General features: G+C 64.4%; 10 protein-coding genes. 9 read left to right on the top strand and 1 reads right to left on the bottom strand.

Annotated features, from left to right (window positions below):
* Window positions 1–147 precede the first annotated feature (147 nt).
* The 8 genes from SH809_02990 (at window position 148) to SH809_02955 (ending at window position 15,271) form a co-directional block, all read left to right on the top strand.
* Window positions 148–1,026: an AraC family transcriptional regulator gene (locus tag SH809_02990; protein ID MDZ4698649.1), complete on the top strand. Its 879-nt coding sequence runs from the start codon at window positions 148–150 to the stop codon at window positions 1,024–1,026.
* Window positions 1,027–1,163: 137 nt separating this feature from the next.
* Window positions 1,164–3,335: a PQQ-binding-like beta-propeller repeat protein gene (locus SH809_02985; GenBank protein ID MDZ4698648.1), complete on the top strand. Its 2,172-nt coding sequence runs from the start codon at window positions 1,164–1,166 to the stop codon at window positions 3,333–3,335.
* 94 nt (window positions 3,336–3,429) lie between these two features.
* Window positions 3,430–5,373 carry an FG-GAP-like repeat-containing protein gene (locus SH809_02980; GenBank protein MDZ4698647.1) on the top strand — a complete coding sequence of 648 codons (1,944 nt, stop codon included), beginning with the start codon at window positions 3,430–3,432 and terminating at the stop codon, window positions 5,371–5,373.
* Between the two features lie 39 nt (window positions 5,374–5,412).
* Window positions 5,413–7,419 (top strand): VCBS repeat-containing protein, encoded by a 2,007-nt coding sequence (locus tag SH809_02975; protein ID MDZ4698646.1) that lies wholly within the window; start codon window positions 5,413–5,415, stop codon window positions 7,417–7,419.
* Window positions 7,420–9,585, top strand: coding sequence for a PQQ-binding-like beta-propeller repeat protein (locus SH809_02970; protein ID MDZ4698645.1), 2,166 nt, complete (start codon window positions 7,420–7,422; stop codon window positions 9,583–9,585).
* Between the two features lie 29 nt (window positions 9,586–9,614).
* Window positions 9,615–11,774, top strand: a complete 2,160-nt coding sequence (locus SH809_02965) for a PQQ-binding-like beta-propeller repeat protein (GenBank protein MDZ4698644.1) — start codon at window positions 9,615–9,617, stop codon at window positions 11,772–11,774.
* Between the two features lie 63 nt (window positions 11,775–11,837).
* On the top strand, window positions 11,838–13,718 hold the full coding sequence (locus SH809_02960; GenBank protein ID MDZ4698643.1) for an FG-GAP-like repeat-containing protein: 1,881 nt from the start codon (window positions 11,838–11,840) through the stop codon (window positions 13,716–13,718).
* 23 nt (window positions 13,719–13,741) lie between these two features.
* Window positions 13,742–15,271 carry a GMC family oxidoreductase gene (locus SH809_02955; protein ID MDZ4698642.1) on the top strand — a complete coding sequence of 510 codons (1,530 nt, stop codon included), beginning with the start codon at window positions 13,742–13,744 and terminating at the stop codon, window positions 15,269–15,271.
* Window positions 15,272–15,348: 77 nt separating this feature from the next.
* Here the strand turns inward: SH809_02955 and SH809_02950 are convergent, their stop codons facing one another.
* A complete protein-coding gene (locus tag SH809_02950; GenBank protein MDZ4698641.1) occupies window positions 15,349–17,463 on the bottom strand; it encodes a PQQ-binding-like beta-propeller repeat protein in 2,115 nt (704 codons plus the stop codon).
* Window positions 17,464–17,874: 411 nt separating this feature from the next.
* Here SH809_02950 and SH809_02945 point away from each other — a divergent pair, with 411 nt between their 5' ends.
* Window positions 17,875–18,591: a hypothetical protein gene (locus tag SH809_02945; protein ID MDZ4698640.1), complete on the top strand. Its 717-nt coding sequence runs from the start codon at window positions 17,875–17,877 to the stop codon at window positions 18,589–18,591.
* Window positions 18,592–18,796: the final 205 nt, after the last annotated feature.

Raw genomic sequence — 18,796 nt, 5'->3', positions numbered from 1 at the left:
GACTCCTTGAACCTTGGACCTTGAACGTGAAACGGGCCGAACCCTCGGCCGTCGCTTGCATGCTAGACTGAATCTCAATATTCTATAGACCCCGATGTTGGACCTGCGCCTCGCGCCTTATCGACACCTCGCGTCGCAGATCACGCCATGCCAGAGCTCTTCAATTTTACCCCCACCATGGGCGGGCCGCAGGTGCGCGCCTTCCGACTGGAGCCAGAGCACACCGAGCGCTTTCTGACCCCTCATGCGCATCGGTTTTTTGAGATCGTCTATTTTGAGGAGCCCGGTGGCATCCACCGGCTGGGGGATCTGACGTGGGAGAGCGCGGCCGGCGACCTCCTGATCATCCCCCCGGGGCAGGTGCATGAATGGGCGGAGGACGTGTTGGAGAAGCAGGCGACGATCTGGATCCTGGAATTTACCGCCGCGGCCCTCGACCCTGCTAAATACGTCAAAGGGTCGTTGCTGGGGATCCTTCAGCACCCGTTTCTGGCCCCATTTGCGTTCGGATCCCGCCATAATCCACTACGCCTGAACGTGCCCCCCAACCGCCGGCCCGAGTGGGAGTCCGCCCTGCGTGCCCTCGAAGCGGAGCGGCTTTCGCAGGAATCCTACTGGGAGGAGGCGGCCCACGCCCTCCTGGTGTTGCTGCTGGTGAAGGTGTGCCGCATCTCCGAACTGGAGCATCCCTCGACGCATGCCCATACGCAGCCCCTCCTGAAACAAGTGTTCGATGTCATAGACGCCCACTACGCGGAATCGCTTTCACTCTCGGATGTGGCGAAGGCTGTCCATTATTCGCCGGCGCACCTCACCACCACCATCCGCCGCCTTACCGGTCGCACCGTGGGGGAATGGATCCTCTGGCGCCGGATGACGGAAGCCCGCCATCTGCTGGTTCATACCGAGATGAAGATCACGGAAATCGCGGAGAAAGTGGGCTACGCGGACCCTTCCCACTTCAATCGGCTGTTCCGGCGAGAGATTGGGAGCCCGCCGGGCGGCTGGCGCGACGTCAATCGCTAGCGGAGATCCGCGAAAAATCCTCCAACGACTCGCAAAGATTGCCACTCGGAGCGATGAACGCCACCCGGTATTATTTCATTCCCGAACTAGGCTCGTTCAACGTTGCCGAAATACCTACACGCATCCCGAACAGACACATGTTTCACTCCGTACGCTTTCCCCTCTGCGTTCTGGTACTTGCCGCGGTGTTGCTGTCCGCATGTAACCCGCAAGGGACCCGGTTGGATGAGAAATACAGCCGTTGGACGCGCTACGAAGCCGAGCCGGGCGCCACACATTTCTCTTCGCTAGATCAGATCGATCGAACAAACGTTGGGCAATTGCAGGAGGTGTGGCGGTACACGTCTTCAGGCGTCGAAGCGTTTAACCCAATCGTGATCGACTCGACGATGTACGTCTTTGGTGACGAAAAAGCCGTCGTAGCCCTGCACGCCGGCACTGGCGCTGAGTTGTGGGTCCATACCAGCACACTGCCTACTGGCCGCGTTGAACACGGAATCGCCTACTGGGAAAGCGCCGACCGGTCCGAGAGACGCATCTTGTTCTTTCGAGGCAGTTACTTCCTGGTCGCGATCGATGCAGATACGGGAGAATCCATCCCTTCCTTTGGTGACGGGGGCAAGGTGGATCTGAGGAACGGGCTGGATATCGACCCGCTACGCATGCACCGCGCCACGGCGCCGGTTCCGGGCGTCGTCTTCGAAGACCTCTACATCATGGGCTCCGCGCCAGGTGAGGGCTACGCCGCCGGCCCGGGGCACATCCGCGGCTTCGACATCCGCACCGGCCAGCAGGCGTGGATCTTCCATACCCTCCCCAAGCCGGGACAGTTCGGCTACGATACCTGGCCCCCGGGCCGCTCCGATGAAGCCGGAGGCGCCAACGCGTGGGGCGGGATAAGCCTGGATGAACACCGGGGCATCGTGTACGTCCCGCTCGGATCCGCCAACTACGACTTCTACGGCGTCGATCGTCACGGCGAAAACCTGTTTGCCAACTCGCTCGTCGCCCTCGACGCCCGCACCGGCGCGCGGAAATGGCACTTCCAGACGGTCCACCACGACCTGTGGGACTACGACCTCACCGCCACGCCGGTCCTGCTGACCATCGAGCGGGAGGGTCGGCCGCTCGACATCGTGTCGCTGGCGACGAAGACGGGCTTTGTGTTCGCCTTCAACCGGGAGACGGGCGAGCCGCTCTGGCCGATTGAAGAGCGGCCTGTGCCGGGGTCCGACATGCCGGGCGAGCAGCCCTGGCCCACGCAGCCGTTCCCTACGAAGCCGGCGCCATTTATCCCCCAGTCCCTGGCCATCGAGGACTTCAACCCCCACATGGACACCCGCGACCGCGACTCCCTGGAAGCGCTTGTTCGCTCGATGGTGTACAAAGGGATGTTCACACCTCCGGATACGCGGCCCACGCTCCAGTCGCCCGGCAACCGAGGTGGGGCCAACTGGGGATCGACCGCCGGCGACCCTCGGGACGGGACGTTTTTTGTCCTCAGCTACAACATGCCGTCCATCCTCAAGCTCGAGCCCATCTACCCGGGCGCGGTCGGTACGGGCGGATCCCCCTTCGATCAGGGGCAGGCGTTTTATCTGGCGAACTGCCAGCTCTGCCACGGCGCCAACCGGCAGGGGCAACCCCTCGGCGGCATACCGTCGCTCGTTGGGGTGACGGAGCGGCTGAGCCACGACGACATGAAGCAGCAGCTGCTGGTAGGGCAGGGCCTGATGCCGGCGTTCCCGCAGATGACCGACGGCCAGTACGACGCGCTCCTCGCGTACCTGGCCAACCCGGAACTCGCGCTCACCACCGGCCAGGAGCTCGCCTCTACCCAGAACCTCGTGGGCCGGCCCGAGGCGCCGCCACGGTATCAGAGCGGATGGAACCACATTCTCGATAGCAAGGGCATACCCGTGATCCAGCCCCCGTGGTTCCGCCTCACCGCGTACGACATGAACACGGGCGACATTGATTGGCAGGTGCCTGTCGGCGAAGTGCCACACCTGGTCGAAAAAGGCATCCTGAACACCGGCGCTACAGTCTGGGTCCGCGGAGGGCCAACCATCACGGCCGGCGAGCTGATCTTTGTGTCCGCCGGCGAAAAGTTGTGGGCCCATGATCGCGAGACCGGGGCCGTGCTCTGGTCGACGTCTTTGCCCGGAGTGGGTGAAGGCATTCCGGCCGTCTACCAGGTAGGCGGCCGGCAGTTTGTCGTGATATCGGCGACGCAGGGCGGGCAGGGCGCTCCCCGGCTGACCACGCCGCGTAGCCCCAGCTACGTTGCTTTTGCCCTCCCCCGGTAATTTCCAGCCCCGAACGTCCCGCCTCTTTTGAGGCTCCCCTCCGGCGGAAGCGCTTTGCGCCGGCCGGTGCATGAATCATCCCTAGAGGTCTGTCATGGTGCTTCTGAAAACCGCCGGCATGCTCGCCGCACTGAGCCTGGTACTGGCGGCCCCGGCTCGGGCCCAACAGAGCCCGGCGCCGGATTTTATCCCGGATTATACCTTTTATGGCTCCGACCTTGCCGGCTGGCAGCCGGTGGGCCAGGCCCAGTGGCGGGCCGAGTTTGGGACGATCACCGGGACGGCCGGGCGAGACGGCGGGTGGCTGATGCTGGATGAATCGTATCAAAATGCCGCCGTCTTCACCCGTTTCCGCTGCGCCGGCCCGTGCGACGCCGGCATCCTGCTGCGCGCCGAGGAAACGCCGACGGGCATGAAGGGGATTTTTGTGGCAATCGAGGGCGAAACCGTCGCCCCCTACCGGGTGACGCTGGACGCGAATGGGAAGATCACCGCTAAAACGTCCGCCCGGGGCCCGCAGGGCGGCGGAGGCGGCGGCAACCAACCGGCGATGTCTTCCAGCCCGGTGCTCGATGCAGCCACCGCGGCGATGTCCGCGCCCGTGCTGGCGAAAGCGGATACCTGGAATACGCTTGAGGTCTTTGTCGACGGCAATGCCATCTTCAACCATCTCAACAACGTCCGCAACGCCATCCGAGGTGGTACGGCGCAGGATTTCCCACAGGCGGAAGCGCCCGAGTTCGGGGGAGCCGTCATCATCCCTGTGACGTACGTCCATGGTTACGGCCCGATCGCCCTGTACGTCGGCTCCGGGAAGGTCGAGTTCGATGACGTGTCGGTGAAAGATCTGCACACGCTGACGGTTGAGCCTGAACAGACCTCGAGCGACTTCCGGGTTCAGCAGGTGAATGAGTTTTATTACGGCTGGGGCGCCGACGTGGCGGACGTCAACCGCGACGGCGTGCAGGACCTCATCTCGGGTCCGTTTTATTACCTCGGCCCTGACTTCGGCGTCCGCCGCGAATATTACGAGGCGCGGGTATTCAACCCGGGACTCGAGTACATCAACGACATGTTGACGTTTGCGAACGACTGGAACGAGGACGGATGGATCGATGCCCTCGTCACCGAACGCCGGCCGCTCGTGCTCTACCTGAACCCGCAAGGCGAGAAACGCTTCTGGGATCGGGTTGAGGCGCTGCCAGACGTGTGCAGCGAAACGGCGGTCCGCGCCGATGTCGACGCTGACGGAAAGCCCGAGATCGTCTATGTAGCCAACGACGGTCGCGTGGCCTACGCCGAACCTGACCCCGCAAACCTGAACGGCGCGTGGAAGGTCCATAAGATCTCCCAGCCGGTCGTCGCTGGCTGCAATACGCACGGCGTGGGCACCGGCGACGTCAACGGCGACGGCCGGGTCGACATCCTCCAGGCGCGCGGATGGTGGGAGCAGCCCGCCGCCGGCGCGGATACGGGGATGTGGATCTACCACGAAGCCCATTTCGGCCGGCTGACCCGCTCGCCCCAGCATCCGGGCGGCGCCGAGATCGCCGTGTACGACTTCAACGGCGACGGCCTCAACGACGTCGTCACCAGCCTCTCCGCCCACGGGTGGGGCCTCGCCTGGTACGAGCAGCAGCGCGACGCCGCCGGCAAGATCACGTTCGTCGAGCACCTCATCATGGGGGATTTTTCGACGAAAAACGCCGGCGGGGTCACGTTCTCGCAGGTCCACTCCGGCGCCACCCTGGCCGACATCAACCACGACGGCGTGTTGGACTTCGTAACCGGCAAACGCCACTGGTCCCACCTCGATGCTTTCTCGGACCCCGATCCCGATGGGGAAGGAGTCATCTATTGGTACCAGACCGTGCGGAGCCCCGGCGCCGCCGGCGGGGTGGAATTTGTCCCGCGCCTCATCCACAATAAGTCCGGCGTCGGCTCCGAGGTCAAAGTCATCGACATCGACGGCGATGGCTCCCTGGACATCGTTACGTCCGGCAGCCGGGGCACGTTTGTGTTCTGGGGCACGTTGTGATCGTCGGTTTTTGCTTTACGGTTCTTACGAGCGTCCGTCATGAAATCATGCCTACCCCGTTGGGTCCTTTTCGCGCTCTGCGCGCTCCTGACACCCGCTCTGGCACTTGCCCAGGACACTAAAAAAGAGGAGGAAACGATCCCTCTCGCCCAGCTGCTGGGTCAGCAGGCGGCCGAGCCGCCATCGCCCAGCGCCGCCCTCGCGCCGACCCTCGACGCGGCGTATGTGCAGACGTTTTTGCCGGCCCGAACCTTCGATGCCACGAGCATGGACGGTGTGCGGCCTCAGAGCGGACGCTGGCGGGTACAGGCCGGGGAGTACGTGGGCGTCGTAGGGCAGGGCGGGAGCGCGTTGCTGCTGCTGGACATCACCAGCCAGGACCTGGCGGCGATGGCGTCGTTTCGCTGCGGGCCGGGTTGTGAGCCGGGGATCGTGATCCACGCGGAGAGTGAAGGGGAGCGGACGACGGGCATCTTGTATTCGTTTGGCGAGGGCAAGGTAGGCGGTCATCACATCGTGCTGGATGCGACCGGTAAATTGGTCGAGCGCACGGTCGTCGAGCCGAACCCGAGTCCGTACCCGATGAGCATGGTCGACTTCCGGGCCGAGTACCCTGGTCTTGGCTTGCTGTACCCCGGGCAACTCGGCGGCAAACAGGGCATCGAACCGTTGAAGCTCGATAACAGCTGGAACCGCGTCGAAATCCACTCCGTGGGCACGTCGCTGCGCGGGTTGTTGAATGGCGCCGGCACGGTCGAGGCCGGCGTCACCGCCGCCGCGGGCACGGCGCACGGGCAGGTCGGCCTCTTCATCGCCGGCCCCGCCGGCACCGAGATCCGCTTCCGCGGCGTGGGCGTCAAGCCGATGGACGTCAAAAACGCCCACCCGATCGAAGTGACATCCCCCCGCTTCCGGAAACAGCAGCTGGAAGCCATGTTCTACAGCGAAGCCGTCACGGCCGCCGACGTGAATCTGGATGGGAATATGGACGTCATCGCCGGCCCGAATATCTTCATCGGCCCCGAATTCACGACGCGTCATGAGCTATATGTCCCACGAACCTATTCCCCCACCTCGTACCCCGATCCGCTCCTCGCCTCCGCCGGCGACTTTACCGGCGACGGCTACCCGGACGTCCTGCATACGGGCGAACCGGGCCGGCCCGGGTTCCTCTTCGTGAACCCCGGCAAAGACGCCGCTGTGCACCGCTGGGCCAAACACATGGTGATCCCGTCGGTGGATAACGAGGTCGCCTTCGCGGACGACATCGACGGCGACGGCCAGCTCGAGTACGTCTATACCGACGGCGGCTTCATCGGCTACGCCGAGCCCGGGCCGGACCCGACGCAGATGTGGACTTTCCACGCGGTCACCGAAAAAGGGCCCTGGGGGGCGATGTACGCCCACGGCCTGGGTACCGGCGATGTGGATGGGGATGGGCGCAAGGATCTCATCCAGGCGTATGGCTGGTGGCAGCAGCCGGCTACCCCGAACGGGCAGCCGTGGACGTACCACCCCGAGACGTTTGGTCGCTGGGGCTCTCAGCAGGGCGGCGGTGGCGGCGCCCGCGCGTTCGCCTACGACGTCAACGGCGACGGGCTGAACGATGTCGTCACCAGCCTCGAAGGTCACGGCTTCGGCCTGGCGTGGTTCGAGCAGAAGCGCGACGCCGCCGGCACGATCTCCTTCGAACGGCACATGATCATGGACGACTTCGCCAACCCCAACAACGGCGTCGTCTTCGCCGCCCTACACGCCCTCACGCTGGCCGACATCGATGGCGACGGCCTGCAGGATATCGTGACCGGCAAACGCTGGTGGGCGCACTTCGGCGAAAACCCGACGGATCCGGATGCCTTCGGCGCTCCCGTCGTCTACTGGTTCCGACTCGTCCGCGCAAACGGCCAGGCCCGCTTCGTCCCCGAACTGGTCAACAACAACTCGGGCGTCGGGACTGACATGATCTCGGCCGACCTCAACAACGACGGCCTCCCGGACATCCTGACCTCCGCCCGTCGGGGGACAAATGTGTTTATCAGTAAATAAATGCCCCGCAGCCCTCTCTTCGCCCTCTTCATCTTCGTATCCGCCTGCTCCGGATCGTCCAACGAGCTCGACGAGCGCTTTTATCGCTGGGCGCGGTATGAAGCAGAGCCTGGCGCGACCCATTTTTCGGCGCTAGACCAGATCAATCGGACCAACGTGCAGCAGCTAGAGGTCGCCTGGACCTATGAGACCGAGGGCGCCGCCTCCATCAACCCGATCGTGGTCGATTCGACGATGTACGTCTTTGGGGATTCGAACGCCGTCGTAGCATTACACGCCGGCACGGGGCGGATCCTCTGGGAGCATCGTAGTCCGAATGCCGTGTCGTTGATGGGTCTGCCGCGGGGGTACTTCGAACACGGGATGACGTATTGGGAGAACGAAGACCGCACGGATCGCAGGATCCTGATGTACGCCAACACCAACACCCTGTCGGCGATCGACGCCCTCACGGGGGAGCTGATCACCACGTTCGGTGACAGTGGGATGGTGGATCTGCGCCCGGGGCTCGACATCGACCCGCTGCGCGTGGAGCGCGCGTCGTCGCCCAGTCCGGGCGTCATCTTCGAGAACCTGATCATCCTCGGGTCGTCGCCGGGCGAAGGGTATAACGCCGGCCCGGGGCACATCCGCGCGTTCGACGTCGTGACGGGCCGGCAGGTCTGGATCTTCCACACCCTCCCGAAGCCGGGTCAGTTCGGGTACGATACCTGGCCGCCGGGGCGGTCGGACGAAGCCGGCGGCGCCAATGCCTGGGGCGGGATGAGCGTCGACACCGAACGCGGGATCGCCTACATCCCGCTCGGCTCCGCCAACTACGACTTCTACGGCGTGGATCGCCATGGCCAGAACCTCTTCGCGAACAGCCTCGTAGCGCTCAACGCCCGCACGGGAGAGCGGATCTGGCACTTCCAGACCGTGCATCATGACTTGTGGGACTACGACCTCACCGCCACGCCCGTCCTGCTGACCATCCAGCGCGACGGCCGGCCGCTCGACATCGTCGCGCAGGCGACAAAGACCGGGCAGGTGTTTGCCTTCAACCGCGAGACCGGGGAGCCCCTCTGGCCCATCGAGGAGCGCCCGGTGCCGGCGTCGGACATGCCGGGCGAGCAGGCCTGGCCCACGCAGCCTTTCCCCACGAAACCGGCGCCGTTTATCCCGCTGACGTTATCCATCGACGACTTCAACCCGCACATGGACGCCCACGACCGGGATTCGCTCGAGGCGTTTGTGCGCTCCATGGTCTACAAAGGAGTGTTCACCCCGCCGGACACGCGGCCCACCCTGCAAGTGCCAGGCAACCGCGGCGGGGCCAACTTCGCCTCGACCGCCGGCGACCCGCGCGACGGGACGTTCTTCGTTCTCAGCTACAACATGCCGTCCGTGCTGAAGCTCGAGCCGATCACCGCCGGCGCCGTCGGCACGGGCGAGTCCATGTTCGATCAGGGCCAGGCCATCTACCAGGTAAACTGCCAGATCTGCCACCGCGAGAACCTGCAGGGCGCGCCCACCAGCGGGATCCCGTCGCTTGTCGGCGTGACTGATCGGCTCAGCCACGATGCACTCAAGCTGTCGATCAAAGGCGGCCGGGGCCTCATGCCGGCGTTCCCGCGGCTGTCCGACCTGGAATTCGACGCGCTTCAGGCTTATCTCGCCAATCCCGATCTGGCCCTCACAACCGGGCAGGACCTGACCACGGGCCGGCCGGAAGGCCCGCAGCGGTACCAGAGCGGCCGGAACCATGTCCTCGACAGCAAAGGGGTGCCGGTGATCAAGCCGCCATGGTTCCGATTCACGGCCTACGATATGAACACGGGCGAGATCAAGTGGCAGGCCCCGCTGGGCGAAGTGCCGCATCTGGTCGAGCAGGGCGTCACGGGCACGGGAGCGGTCAACTGGCTGCGCGGCGGTCCGGCCATTACGGCCGGCGGGCTGATCTTCCAGATGGCCGGCGAGACGTTCTGGGCGCACGATAGCGACACCGGCGCGCTGTTGTGGCGCACGCCGCTCTCGGGCATCGGCGAGGGCATCCCCACCGTGTACGAGGTGAACGGACGCCAATACGTGATGGCCATCGCCACGGCCGGCGGCTTCGGGCAGCCGGCGCCGGCACAGCCACGGGTGCCGAAGTACATCGCGTACGCCCTCCCTGAATCCCCCTGATCGACCCCTTTGATAACAAGACTTACCTTATGATCGCGGATCGCCTCCTGATGATGTCGTACAGGCTTACCCTGATATTCATAACGCTGTGGATGGCTTCCTGCGCCCCGGAACGAGCGCTCGATGAACGTTTCTACCGGTGGTCGCGCTTCGAGGGAGAGCCGGGGGCATCCAGCTTCTCGGCGCTTGATCAGATCGATCGATCCAATGTCGATCAACTCACGATCGCCTGGACGTACGAGACGCCCGACGCCGCCATCCACAATCCCATCGTCGTCGACTCGCTGATGTACGTCGTCGGAGACAGCGGCTCGGTGGCGGCGCTGCACGCCGGCACGGGCCAGCCAATCTGGTTCCACCCAGGCTCGCCCGGCGCGCGCATGGGCGGGCGCGGGTTTATGTACTGGGAGAATACAGACCGGTCGGATCGTCGCCTGCTTTTTTACCGGGGCAGCTACCAGTTGGTCGCGCTCAATGCCCTCACCGGGGACTTTGTGCCCTCGTTTGGCGAAAAGGGCGTCGTCGATCTGCGGCACGGCCTCGGTATTCTGCCTGAATTGATGGCCCGCGCGACCTCCTCGTCGCCTGGGACCGTGTTCGAAGACCTCGTCATCCTGGGTTCGTCGCCGGGTGAGGGGTACATGGCCGGCCCCGGACACATCCGCGCGTTCGACGTCCGCACCGGCCGGCAGGCCTGGATCTTCCACACCCTGCCCAAACCCGGCGAACATGGCTATGACACCTGGCCGGCAGGGCGCTCGGACAAAGGCGGGGGCGCCAACGCGTGGGGCGGATTAAGCGTGGATACCGAACGCGGCATCGTCTACATCCCGCTGGGATCCGCCAACTACGACTTCTACGGCGTCGACCGTCACGGCGAAAACCTGTTCGCCAACTCGCTCGTGGCGCTGAACGCCCGCACCGGGGAGCGGATCTGGCACTTCCAGACGACCCATCACGACCTGTGGGACTACGACCTCGCCGCCACGCCCGTTCTGCTGACGATCGAGCGCGACGGCAAGCCGCTCGACATCGTTGCCCAGGCTACCAAAACCGGGATGGTCTTCGCCTTCAATCGCGCGACCGGCGAGCCGCTCTGGCCCATCGAGGAACGCCCGGTACCCCCTTCCGTGATGCCCGGCGAGCAGGCCTGGCCGACGCAGCCGTTCCCCACGAAACCGCCCCCGTTTGTCCCGTTGGCCTGGGATACCGAGAACGACCTGAACCCCCACCTCTCGCCGGCCGACCGCGACTCGCTCCAGACCCTCCTCCGCTCGATGGTGGTCACCGGACTGTACACCCCGCCCAGCACGCAGGCCACGCTCCAGATCCCCGGCAACCGGGGCGGCGCCAACTGGGGATCCACCGCCGCCGACCCGCGCGATGGGACGTTTTATGTGCTGGGAGATAACCTGCCTTCCGTCCTCAAGCTGGAGCCGATCACGGCCGGCGTGGTTGGCACCGGAGGCACCATCGTCGATCGGGGCCAGGCCGTCTATCAGGCGAATTGCCAGATCTGCCATCAGCCGAATCTGGAAGGACAACCCGCCGGGGGGATCGCCTCGCTGGTCGGCGTTACCGATCGGCTCTCGCACGTGGACCTGAACGCGGTAATCCGCGGCGGGCGTAACCAGATGCCGCCCATGCCACATCTGACGGAAATGGAGATGTCGGCGCTGGTGGCTTACCTGGCCAACCCGGCGCTGGCGCTCACCGCCGGCGCCAACGCCGCGCCGGGCGCGAAAGAGCCCGAACGGTACCAGAGCGGGTGGATCCACATCGTCGATTCCGAGGGCGTACAGGCTATCAAACCCCCGTGGCTGCGCCTCACCGCCTACGACATGAATACGGGCGAGATCAAATGGGTAACGCCGGTCGGCGAAGTGAAGCGGTTGGCCCAGGAGGGCATCACCGATACCGGCGCCGGTATGCGCGTGCGGGGAGGGCCGTCTGTGACCGCCGGTGACCTGATCTTCCAGTCGGCATCCGACAGGCTCTACGCCTTCGACCGGGTGACCGGCGCCCAGCTGTGGTCCCACCCGCTGCCGGGCCTCGGAGAAGGCATTCCTTCCATCTATGCGTGGGAGGGCCGGCAATACGTAGCCGTGGTGGCCACGGCGGGGCGGAGCGCTCCGCCCGCCGATGGGACCGTCCGAAACCCCAGTTATATCGCCTTTGCGTTGCCCTGATCGGGGGCAGCTATTTCCACCGATCCGATTCACAAACAGCACCAACCCCAAACGAGGCCTCTCATGTTTCATCGTCAGACCTGGCTCTTCGCCGCCGCGCTGCTCGTTGCCACGCCGGCTCTTGCGCAGCAGAGCCCCGCGCCGGACTTTATTCCGGACTACCTCTTCGAGGGTTCGCAGCTAACGGCATGGCAGCCGCTGGGCACGGCCGACTGGAGCGCGCAAAACGGCACCATCACCGGCACCGCCCGCGGCAGCGCCGGCGGCCTGCTGGTATTCGACCGCTCCTACGAAGACGTCTCCGTGTTCTCTCGCTTCCAGTGCACCGGCGCCTGTGATGCCGGCGTGCTCCTTCGCCTGGAAAAAACGGACGGTGGGATGAGCGGCATCCTGATCTCGCTCCGCGAGGACGAAGTCGCCCCTTTCCGCGTCACGCTCGATGTGAACGGCGCCATCCTGACCCGCGAACTGGCCCGCGAGCCCCGGGAGGATGACGGCGTGCGGAACGCCCCGAGCCCCCTCACGCGCGACGCCTGGAATACCATCGAGATCTTTGTGCGTGCCAATGAGATCCAGAACCATTTGAATGGTGTACGCCGGTCCATCGCCGGCGGCACGGCCGTGCCGCAGACGCCGGAGTCCGCCGCCATCGGCATCTTCGCCCCACGTGAGACCATGCCGCAAGCCTATGGTCCCATCGCCCTGTACGTGGGTTCCGGCAGCGTCCGCTTCGAGGATGTCGCGGTCAAGGATTGGATGCATTACACGGTCGCGCCCGAGCACGTCTCCGACCGCTTTTCCAGGCAACATGTCGCGGAGTTTCATTACTCCTGGGGGGTCGATGCGGGCGACATCGATGGGGACGGGGTGAAGGACCTCGTGGCGGGCCCGTACTACTACCTCGGCCCCGACTTCCGTCGCCGGCGCGAGTATTTCCCTTCCCGTACGTTTAACCCCGGCGTCGAATACACGCCGAACATGCTCGCCTTTGCGAAGGACTGGACGGGCGACGGCTGGACCGACTTGATCGTGTCCGAAATGCGCCAACTCGCCATGTTCATCAACCCGCAGGGCGAAAGCCGGCGCTGGGACCGCGTCCTGGTCGTCCCCGATGTCTGCAGCGAGATCACCATCCAGGCCGATATCGATAGCGACGGCGAAGACGAAATGGTGTATGTGGATCGCGAAAGCCGCGTCTCCTACGGCGAGCCCGACGCCGCGAACCCGACCGGGCCCTGGCGCCTCACCAAAGTGTCCGCCACCCTGTTTGAGTTCAACGGCTGCAGCATCCACGGCGTCGGCGCCGGCGATGTCAACGGCGATGGCCGGACGGACGTCCTCCAGGCCACCGGATGGTGGGAGCAGCCGGCGACCAACCCCGGCAGCGGCAACTGGAAACACCACGAGGTGCTCTTCGGCGAGTCGGCTTCGTTCATCGGCGGCGGTGGCGCCATCTCGGTGTATGACTTCAACGGCGACGGCCTGAACGATGTCATCACCAGCCTCAGCGCCCACGGCTGGGGGCTGGCCTGGTACGAGCAGCAGCGCAACGCCGCCGGCGCCATCTCGTTCGAGAAACATCACATCATGGGAGACTTCTCGACGAAAAACGTCGGCGACGTCACGTTCTCCGAACTCCACGCCGGCGCCATCCTGGCGGACATCAACCGCGACGGGATCATGGACTTCGTCACCGGCAAACGCCACTGGGCCCACCTGGACACGTTGGTCGATCCGGACCCCGACGGCGAGGCCGTGACCTACTGGTACGAAACCGTCCGCCGGCCCGATGCCCCGGGCGGGGTCGTGTTTGTGCCCCATCTCGTCCATAACAAGTCCGGCGTCGGCTCGGAAGCCAAGGCGAAGGATATCAACGGAGACGGTGCGATCGACATCCTGACTTCGGGTACCCGTGGGACCTTTATCTTATGGGGCAAGCCGTAACACTCCGTTAACCCGATACCTCCATGCACACCGACGCACGCACACTCGAAAACGGCAGCATCATCGAAGGCGATCTCTGCATCATCGGCGCCGGCGCGGCCGGCATCAGCATGGCCCTCGAGTGGCAGAACGCTGGCCGGCGCGTCATCCTGCTCGAAGGCGGCGGCTTCGATGTGGAGTACGCCATGCAGGATCTCTATACCGGCGAAAGTGTCGGTCAGCCCTATTTCCCGCTCCAATCCTCGCGCCTGCACTATTTCGGTGGGACGACCGGCCACTGGGGCGGCTGGTCGTCCGACTACGACCCGCAGGATTTCGAGAAGCGCGACTGGGTGCCGAACAGCGGATGGCCTATCTCCCGGGCCGACCTCGAGCCGTTTTACAGGCGCGCCTGTCCCTATGTGGAAGTTGGTAGGGACACGTTCGATCCCGCGGTCTATCAGGCCGAGGACCCCGAACTCGTCGAACTGCCCCTCGACAAGTCGTCCGTCTGGGCGAAGATGTGGCAACTGAGCCCGCCTACCCGGTTCGGCAACGTGTACCGCGACGCGATCGTGCAGTCGGAGAACATCCACCTGCTCACCTACGCCAACGTCGGCGACATCCGGACCAACGAGGCGGTCTCGCGGGTCGAACACGTTGAAATCCGTTCGCACGACGGCAACGCGCACACCGTGCGTGCCCGCCACTTCGTCCTCGCCGGGGGCGCCATCCAGAATGCGCGGCTGCTCCTGGCCGCGAACACGCAGGCCCCGAAAGGCCTCGGCAACGACGCGGACGTCGTCGGCCGGTACTTCATGGAGCATCTGGAACTCATCGCGGCGCGCATGATCCTTACGCGGCCGCTCCCGATGAAGCTCTACACTACCCAGTTCGGTGTCACGAGACACTTCGCGGAAGTCGCCATCACGGCGGCAAAACAGCGGGAGCTCCGGATTCTCAACGGCACCTCGGCGCTACGGGCGCAGGCCGCCCAGAACGCGGCCGCCGGCGTCACCGGATTTTCGGCGGATGCTGTCCAGAACGTCCGCGATCGGCAGGAACGGCTCGCGCGGGTGCAAAACCAGGCCGGCGCTCCGACCCAGGAGGCGCCGCGCACCGAGTATGTGATGCAGGTCCGCATGGAACAGGCGCCCAATCCCGACTCCCGGATCATGCTCAGCGACCAGCGGGACGCCCTCGGGATGCCGCGCGTGAAGCTGGACTGGCGAATCGGTGAACTCGAGAAACGCTCGATCCGCCAGCTGCACGAGACCTTCGCCGCCGAAGTCGGCAAGGCCGGCATCGGCCGCGTCCAGCTCAGCGACTGGCTCCTCAAAGACGAGCCGATGTGGCCGGCCAACCTCGGCGCCGGCTGGCACCACATGGGCACCACCCGCATGGATCCCGACCCCAAGCAAGGGGTGGTCGACGTGAACTGCACCGTTCACGGCCTATCCAACCTGCACGTCGCCGGCTCGGCCGTTTTCCCCACCGCCGGCGCCGCCAACCCCACACTGACGCTGCTGGCGATGACGCTCCGGCTGTCGGATCATCTGAAGGGGATGGTGTGAGCGGTATAAGGTTTAAGGTTTAAGGTTCGAGGTTTAAGGTTTAAGGAAGCAGACCTTAGACATTAAACCTCGAACCCTCATTCCGGCAACGCAAACGCCACGTAATTCCGCGGTAGCGGCACCTGGGACCCGCCCATCAACGCCGCGAGGAGGCCGCCCCCGCCCGGCCCCGCGCCAATGGCCACGTACTGCTTTCCGTCGACCTCATAGATGGCCGGGATTCCCTGAACGGGCCCGGGCAATTCGTAGGTCCAGACCTCCTCGCCGGTGTCCTTGTCGTAGGCCCTGAATTTCCGGTCCGTCGCCAGGAAGAGGAGCCCGCCGGCGGTGACGGACGGGCCGCCGCGAAGGCCGACCGAACCGGTGTCCGTGATACCACGGGCCGCCAGGCTATCCACTTCACCCACCGGGCGCTCCCACTGCTTCGCCCCCGTATGCATGTCGTACGCCGTGATCGTCGCCCAGGGCGGTTTGATGGCGTAGCCGATGCTGGCCAGGAAGTAACCGTAACCCGTCTTGTAACGTACGGGGCCCTCTTCCACGCCGGTAGCCGGGGTCGTCGTTGGTGGCGGTGGTGGTGGCGCAAATTCTGGGAACGAGAGATACGAAATCAGGTGGGAAATCTCCTGATCGGACAGGTCGGGGAACGCCGGCATCGTGCCCTTGCCCTGACGCACCTGCTGGATGAATTCCGTGGGTTTGAGCCGGTCCATCACACCAACCATAGATGGAATGAGCGGCGGCTGGCCCTCCCGATTCTCCATATGGCACAGCTGGCAGTTCTGGCGGTAGACAAACGCCCCGCGTTCCGGCGGGAAGGCGTCCGCTCCCGGTACGCCGGGTATGTCACGTTCGAGGGTGAGGACGGTCGGGAAGTTTCTATTGAGCACATAGAAGATCGCATTGACCGGGTCGGCCGCCGTGGTGCCCCAGTTGGCGCCTCCGCCGTTCCCCGGCATCTGCATCGTGGGCGTGGTGCTCGGGGGCGTGAAAACCCCCTTGTTGTTCATGCTGGCCACGTATTGTCGGAGGCTGTCCTGCTCCTTCTGAGGGATGTACGGGTTGATATCGTCTACGGTGAACGAAAGCACGCTGAACGGCTCGGGCCAGGTGGGAATCGGCTGGGTGGGCCAAGCCTCCTCGCCGGGCATGTCCGAGGCGGGGACCGGCACCTCCTCGATCGGCCACAGCGGCTCGCCGGTTACCCGATCAAACACGTACAGATACCCCGTCTTGCCGGCGGCGACAACGATGTCCAATTCCTCGCCCTCATGCTGCACCGTCATGAGCACCGGCGCGGCCGCCAGGTCCAAATCCCACAGGTCGTGATGGACGGTCTGGTAGTGCCAGATCCGCTCGCCCGTGCGGGCATCTACCGCCACCAGCGAATTGGCGAACAGGTTGGCGCCCAGCCGGTCCGCGCCGTAAAAGTCGTACGTCGCCGATCCCAGAGGCAGGTAGAGGATGCTGCGTTCGACATCGACGCTCATGCCGCCCCAGACGTTGGCGCCGCCGGCTGTTTTCCAGACCTCGGGGTCCTCCCAGCTGTCGTAGCCGTATTCACCGGGGTGGGGGATGGTGTGGAAGACCCAGGCGAGTTCGCCCGTTCGGGTATCCCAGGCCCGGATGTCGCCCGGCCCTGAGCCGTACCCTTCGCCGGGGCCGGAGCCCAGGATCACCAGGTTCTCAAAGACAATACCCGGAGACGAGGGGGCGGCTCGGATCTTTTCGGGATCGCGTTGAATCCCCTCCCGCACATCTACAGCGCCGTCTGCTCCAAACGACGAGATCACCTCGCCGGTGGAGGCGTCGATGGCGAAGAGGTTCTGGCCGCGGGGGACAAAAAGCCGGCGGTCGGACCGATCGTCACTTTCCCAGTACAACAGGCCCCGGCCCCCAGCACCCCGGCCGGCTCCCGGGAAGCCATGGACCCACAGTTGCTCGCCCGTGCCGGCGTCCAGCGCGACGAGGGCGCCGCTGTCGGCCACGACATACATCGTGCGGTCGACGACGAGAGGGCTGAAGCCGGCGGGGCTGGTCGATCCGGCGGGGTAGGTCCAGGCGATCTCGAGGTCTTTTACGTTCGTTCGATCGATCTGCGTCAGCGAAGAGTAATGCGCCGCGCCGGCGTCGCCCTCGTACATGCTCCAGTTGGCATAGGGATCGGTTGATCCCGAACATCCGGCCAGCATTGTTGCACCGGAAAGAATGAGCCACGGAAGGATTTGTAGAGCGATGCGCATGGATGCTTACAGGAATTGTTGTCGGGGTAGATCGTGCAAAATAGAAGCGCCGTGTTGAAAACGCGACGGATGCAGCGCTGGAAGGACTCCCTGCTGTCGATTCGGCAAATATTCACAACCGCATCCAGTAAAATGGTGCCCCGATTCCGGAAGATCGTTTTATCGCATCCAGTCTGGTCATCCTTACCTTCAGCCGATTCATTGGCCGGGTAGGGTTGCCGCGCTGCACACGCTCACCCATCCGAAGCAACCTTGCGCGCCCATTCCTCGACTCCGTCCCCGGGCTCAATCGACAAGAATTTGATGCTACACATTGGGTTCAGGTACTTGCTTCGCGTGGTGCTGTTTTTAAGCCTCTCTGTGGGAACTCCCGGCTGGTCAATGGCCCAGGAAGAGCCGGTTTCCACGCCGGCGCGATCGTTCTCGGGCGCCGTCAGCGTGACGAACAAGGGGATCTCCACCATCCCGACCTTCACGCTTGGCAAGCCGGCGGCGACCTTCGACCTGAGCCTTGCCGGTCGCCGGCTGAGTTTTGAACCCCAGCTGCGCTTCAACCTGGTCGATGGCCGGCCCTGGGTGTTCCTCCTGTGGTGGCGGTACAAAGTCCTCCAGGCCGACCGGGTTCGTCTCCATGTCGGCGCCCACCCGGCGTTTTCCTTTCGGATGACCGACGTTGAACGAGAAGGCAGCCCTAGCCGGCTGATGGAAATGCGCCGTTTCCTGGCCAGTGAAGTGCTGTTTACCTACCAGCCCTCACGGCACGTTAGCATCGGTCCTTATTATCTGTATTCTCATGGCGTGGACCCCACCACGACCCGGAATACGCATTTCATCGCCCTCAACATCGGGCTGCATGGTATGCCGTTGACGGACAAGCTGTCGCTGAGCATCCTGCCGCAGCTCTACTTCTTGAGCCTGGGTGGGGTCACCGGGACCTACATCACCTCCCGCGCCGTGTTGGCCACAGCCGGCGTCCCCATTTCTCTCTCGGCGATGTTTAATCAGTCCATTAACACCGATATCGCCGGCGACCCGTTTATCTGGAACGTGAGCGCGACGTATGCCTTTGGGCTGTAAGATCACCTCGAAGCACATGACTCGTTGTCCAGATCGATGGCGGTTGCGGTGATTGAGTGCTATATTTACCGCAGATGGTGCGGTGAATAAAGTCCTTGTGTAGAGATTAATACTTCGGACACTTTTTGTAGCTCGACCGTTCCTGACGATCAGGCCCCTCCTCGATCCGAGGAGGGGCAAATCCCGTCGGCGCGTAGCGGTGACG

The sequence above is a fragment of the Rhodothermales bacterium genome (assembly GCA_034439735.1).
In the GTDB taxonomy this organism is placed as follows: Bacteria; Bacteroidota; Rhodothermia; order Rhodothermales; family JAHQVL01; genus JAWKNW01.
Note: the sequence above shows the minus strand (reverse complement) of the source record. Positions and strands in the feature narration are given on the sequence as shown.

Bases quoted from the DNA above. Each gene is read 5' to 3' on its own strand.
- SH809_02970 (MDZ4698645.1), top strand. From the start codon at position 7,420: ATGCCCCGCAGCCCTCTCTTCGCCCTCTTCATCTTCGTATCCGCCTGC.
- SH809_02955 (MDZ4698642.1), top strand. From the start codon at position 13,742: ATGCACACCGACGCACGCACACTCGAAAACGGCAGCATCATCGAAGGC.
- SH809_02975 (MDZ4698646.1), top strand. From the start codon at position 5,413: ATGAAATCATGCCTACCCCGTTGGGTCCTTTTCGCGCTCTGCGCGCTC.
- SH809_02950 (MDZ4698641.1), bottom strand. From the start codon at position 17,463: ATGCTGGCCGGATGTTCGGGATCAACCGATCCCTATGCCAACTGGAGC.
- SH809_02960 (MDZ4698643.1), top strand. From the start codon at position 11,838: ATGTTTCATCGTCAGACCTGGCTCTTCGCCGCCGCGCTGCTCGTTGCC.
- SH809_02965 (MDZ4698644.1), top strand. From the start codon at position 9,615: ATGATCGCGGATCGCCTCCTGATGATGTCGTACAGGCTTACCCTGATA.
- SH809_02980 (MDZ4698647.1), top strand. From the start codon at position 3,430: ATGGTGCTTCTGAAAACCGCCGGCATGCTCGCCGCACTGAGCCTGGTA.
- SH809_02985 (MDZ4698648.1), top strand. From the start codon at position 1,164: ATGTTTCACTCCGTACGCTTTCCCCTCTGCGTTCTGGTACTTGCCGCG.
- SH809_02990 (MDZ4698649.1), top strand. From the start codon at position 148: ATGCCAGAGCTCTTCAATTTTACCCCCACCATGGGCGGGCCGCAGGTG.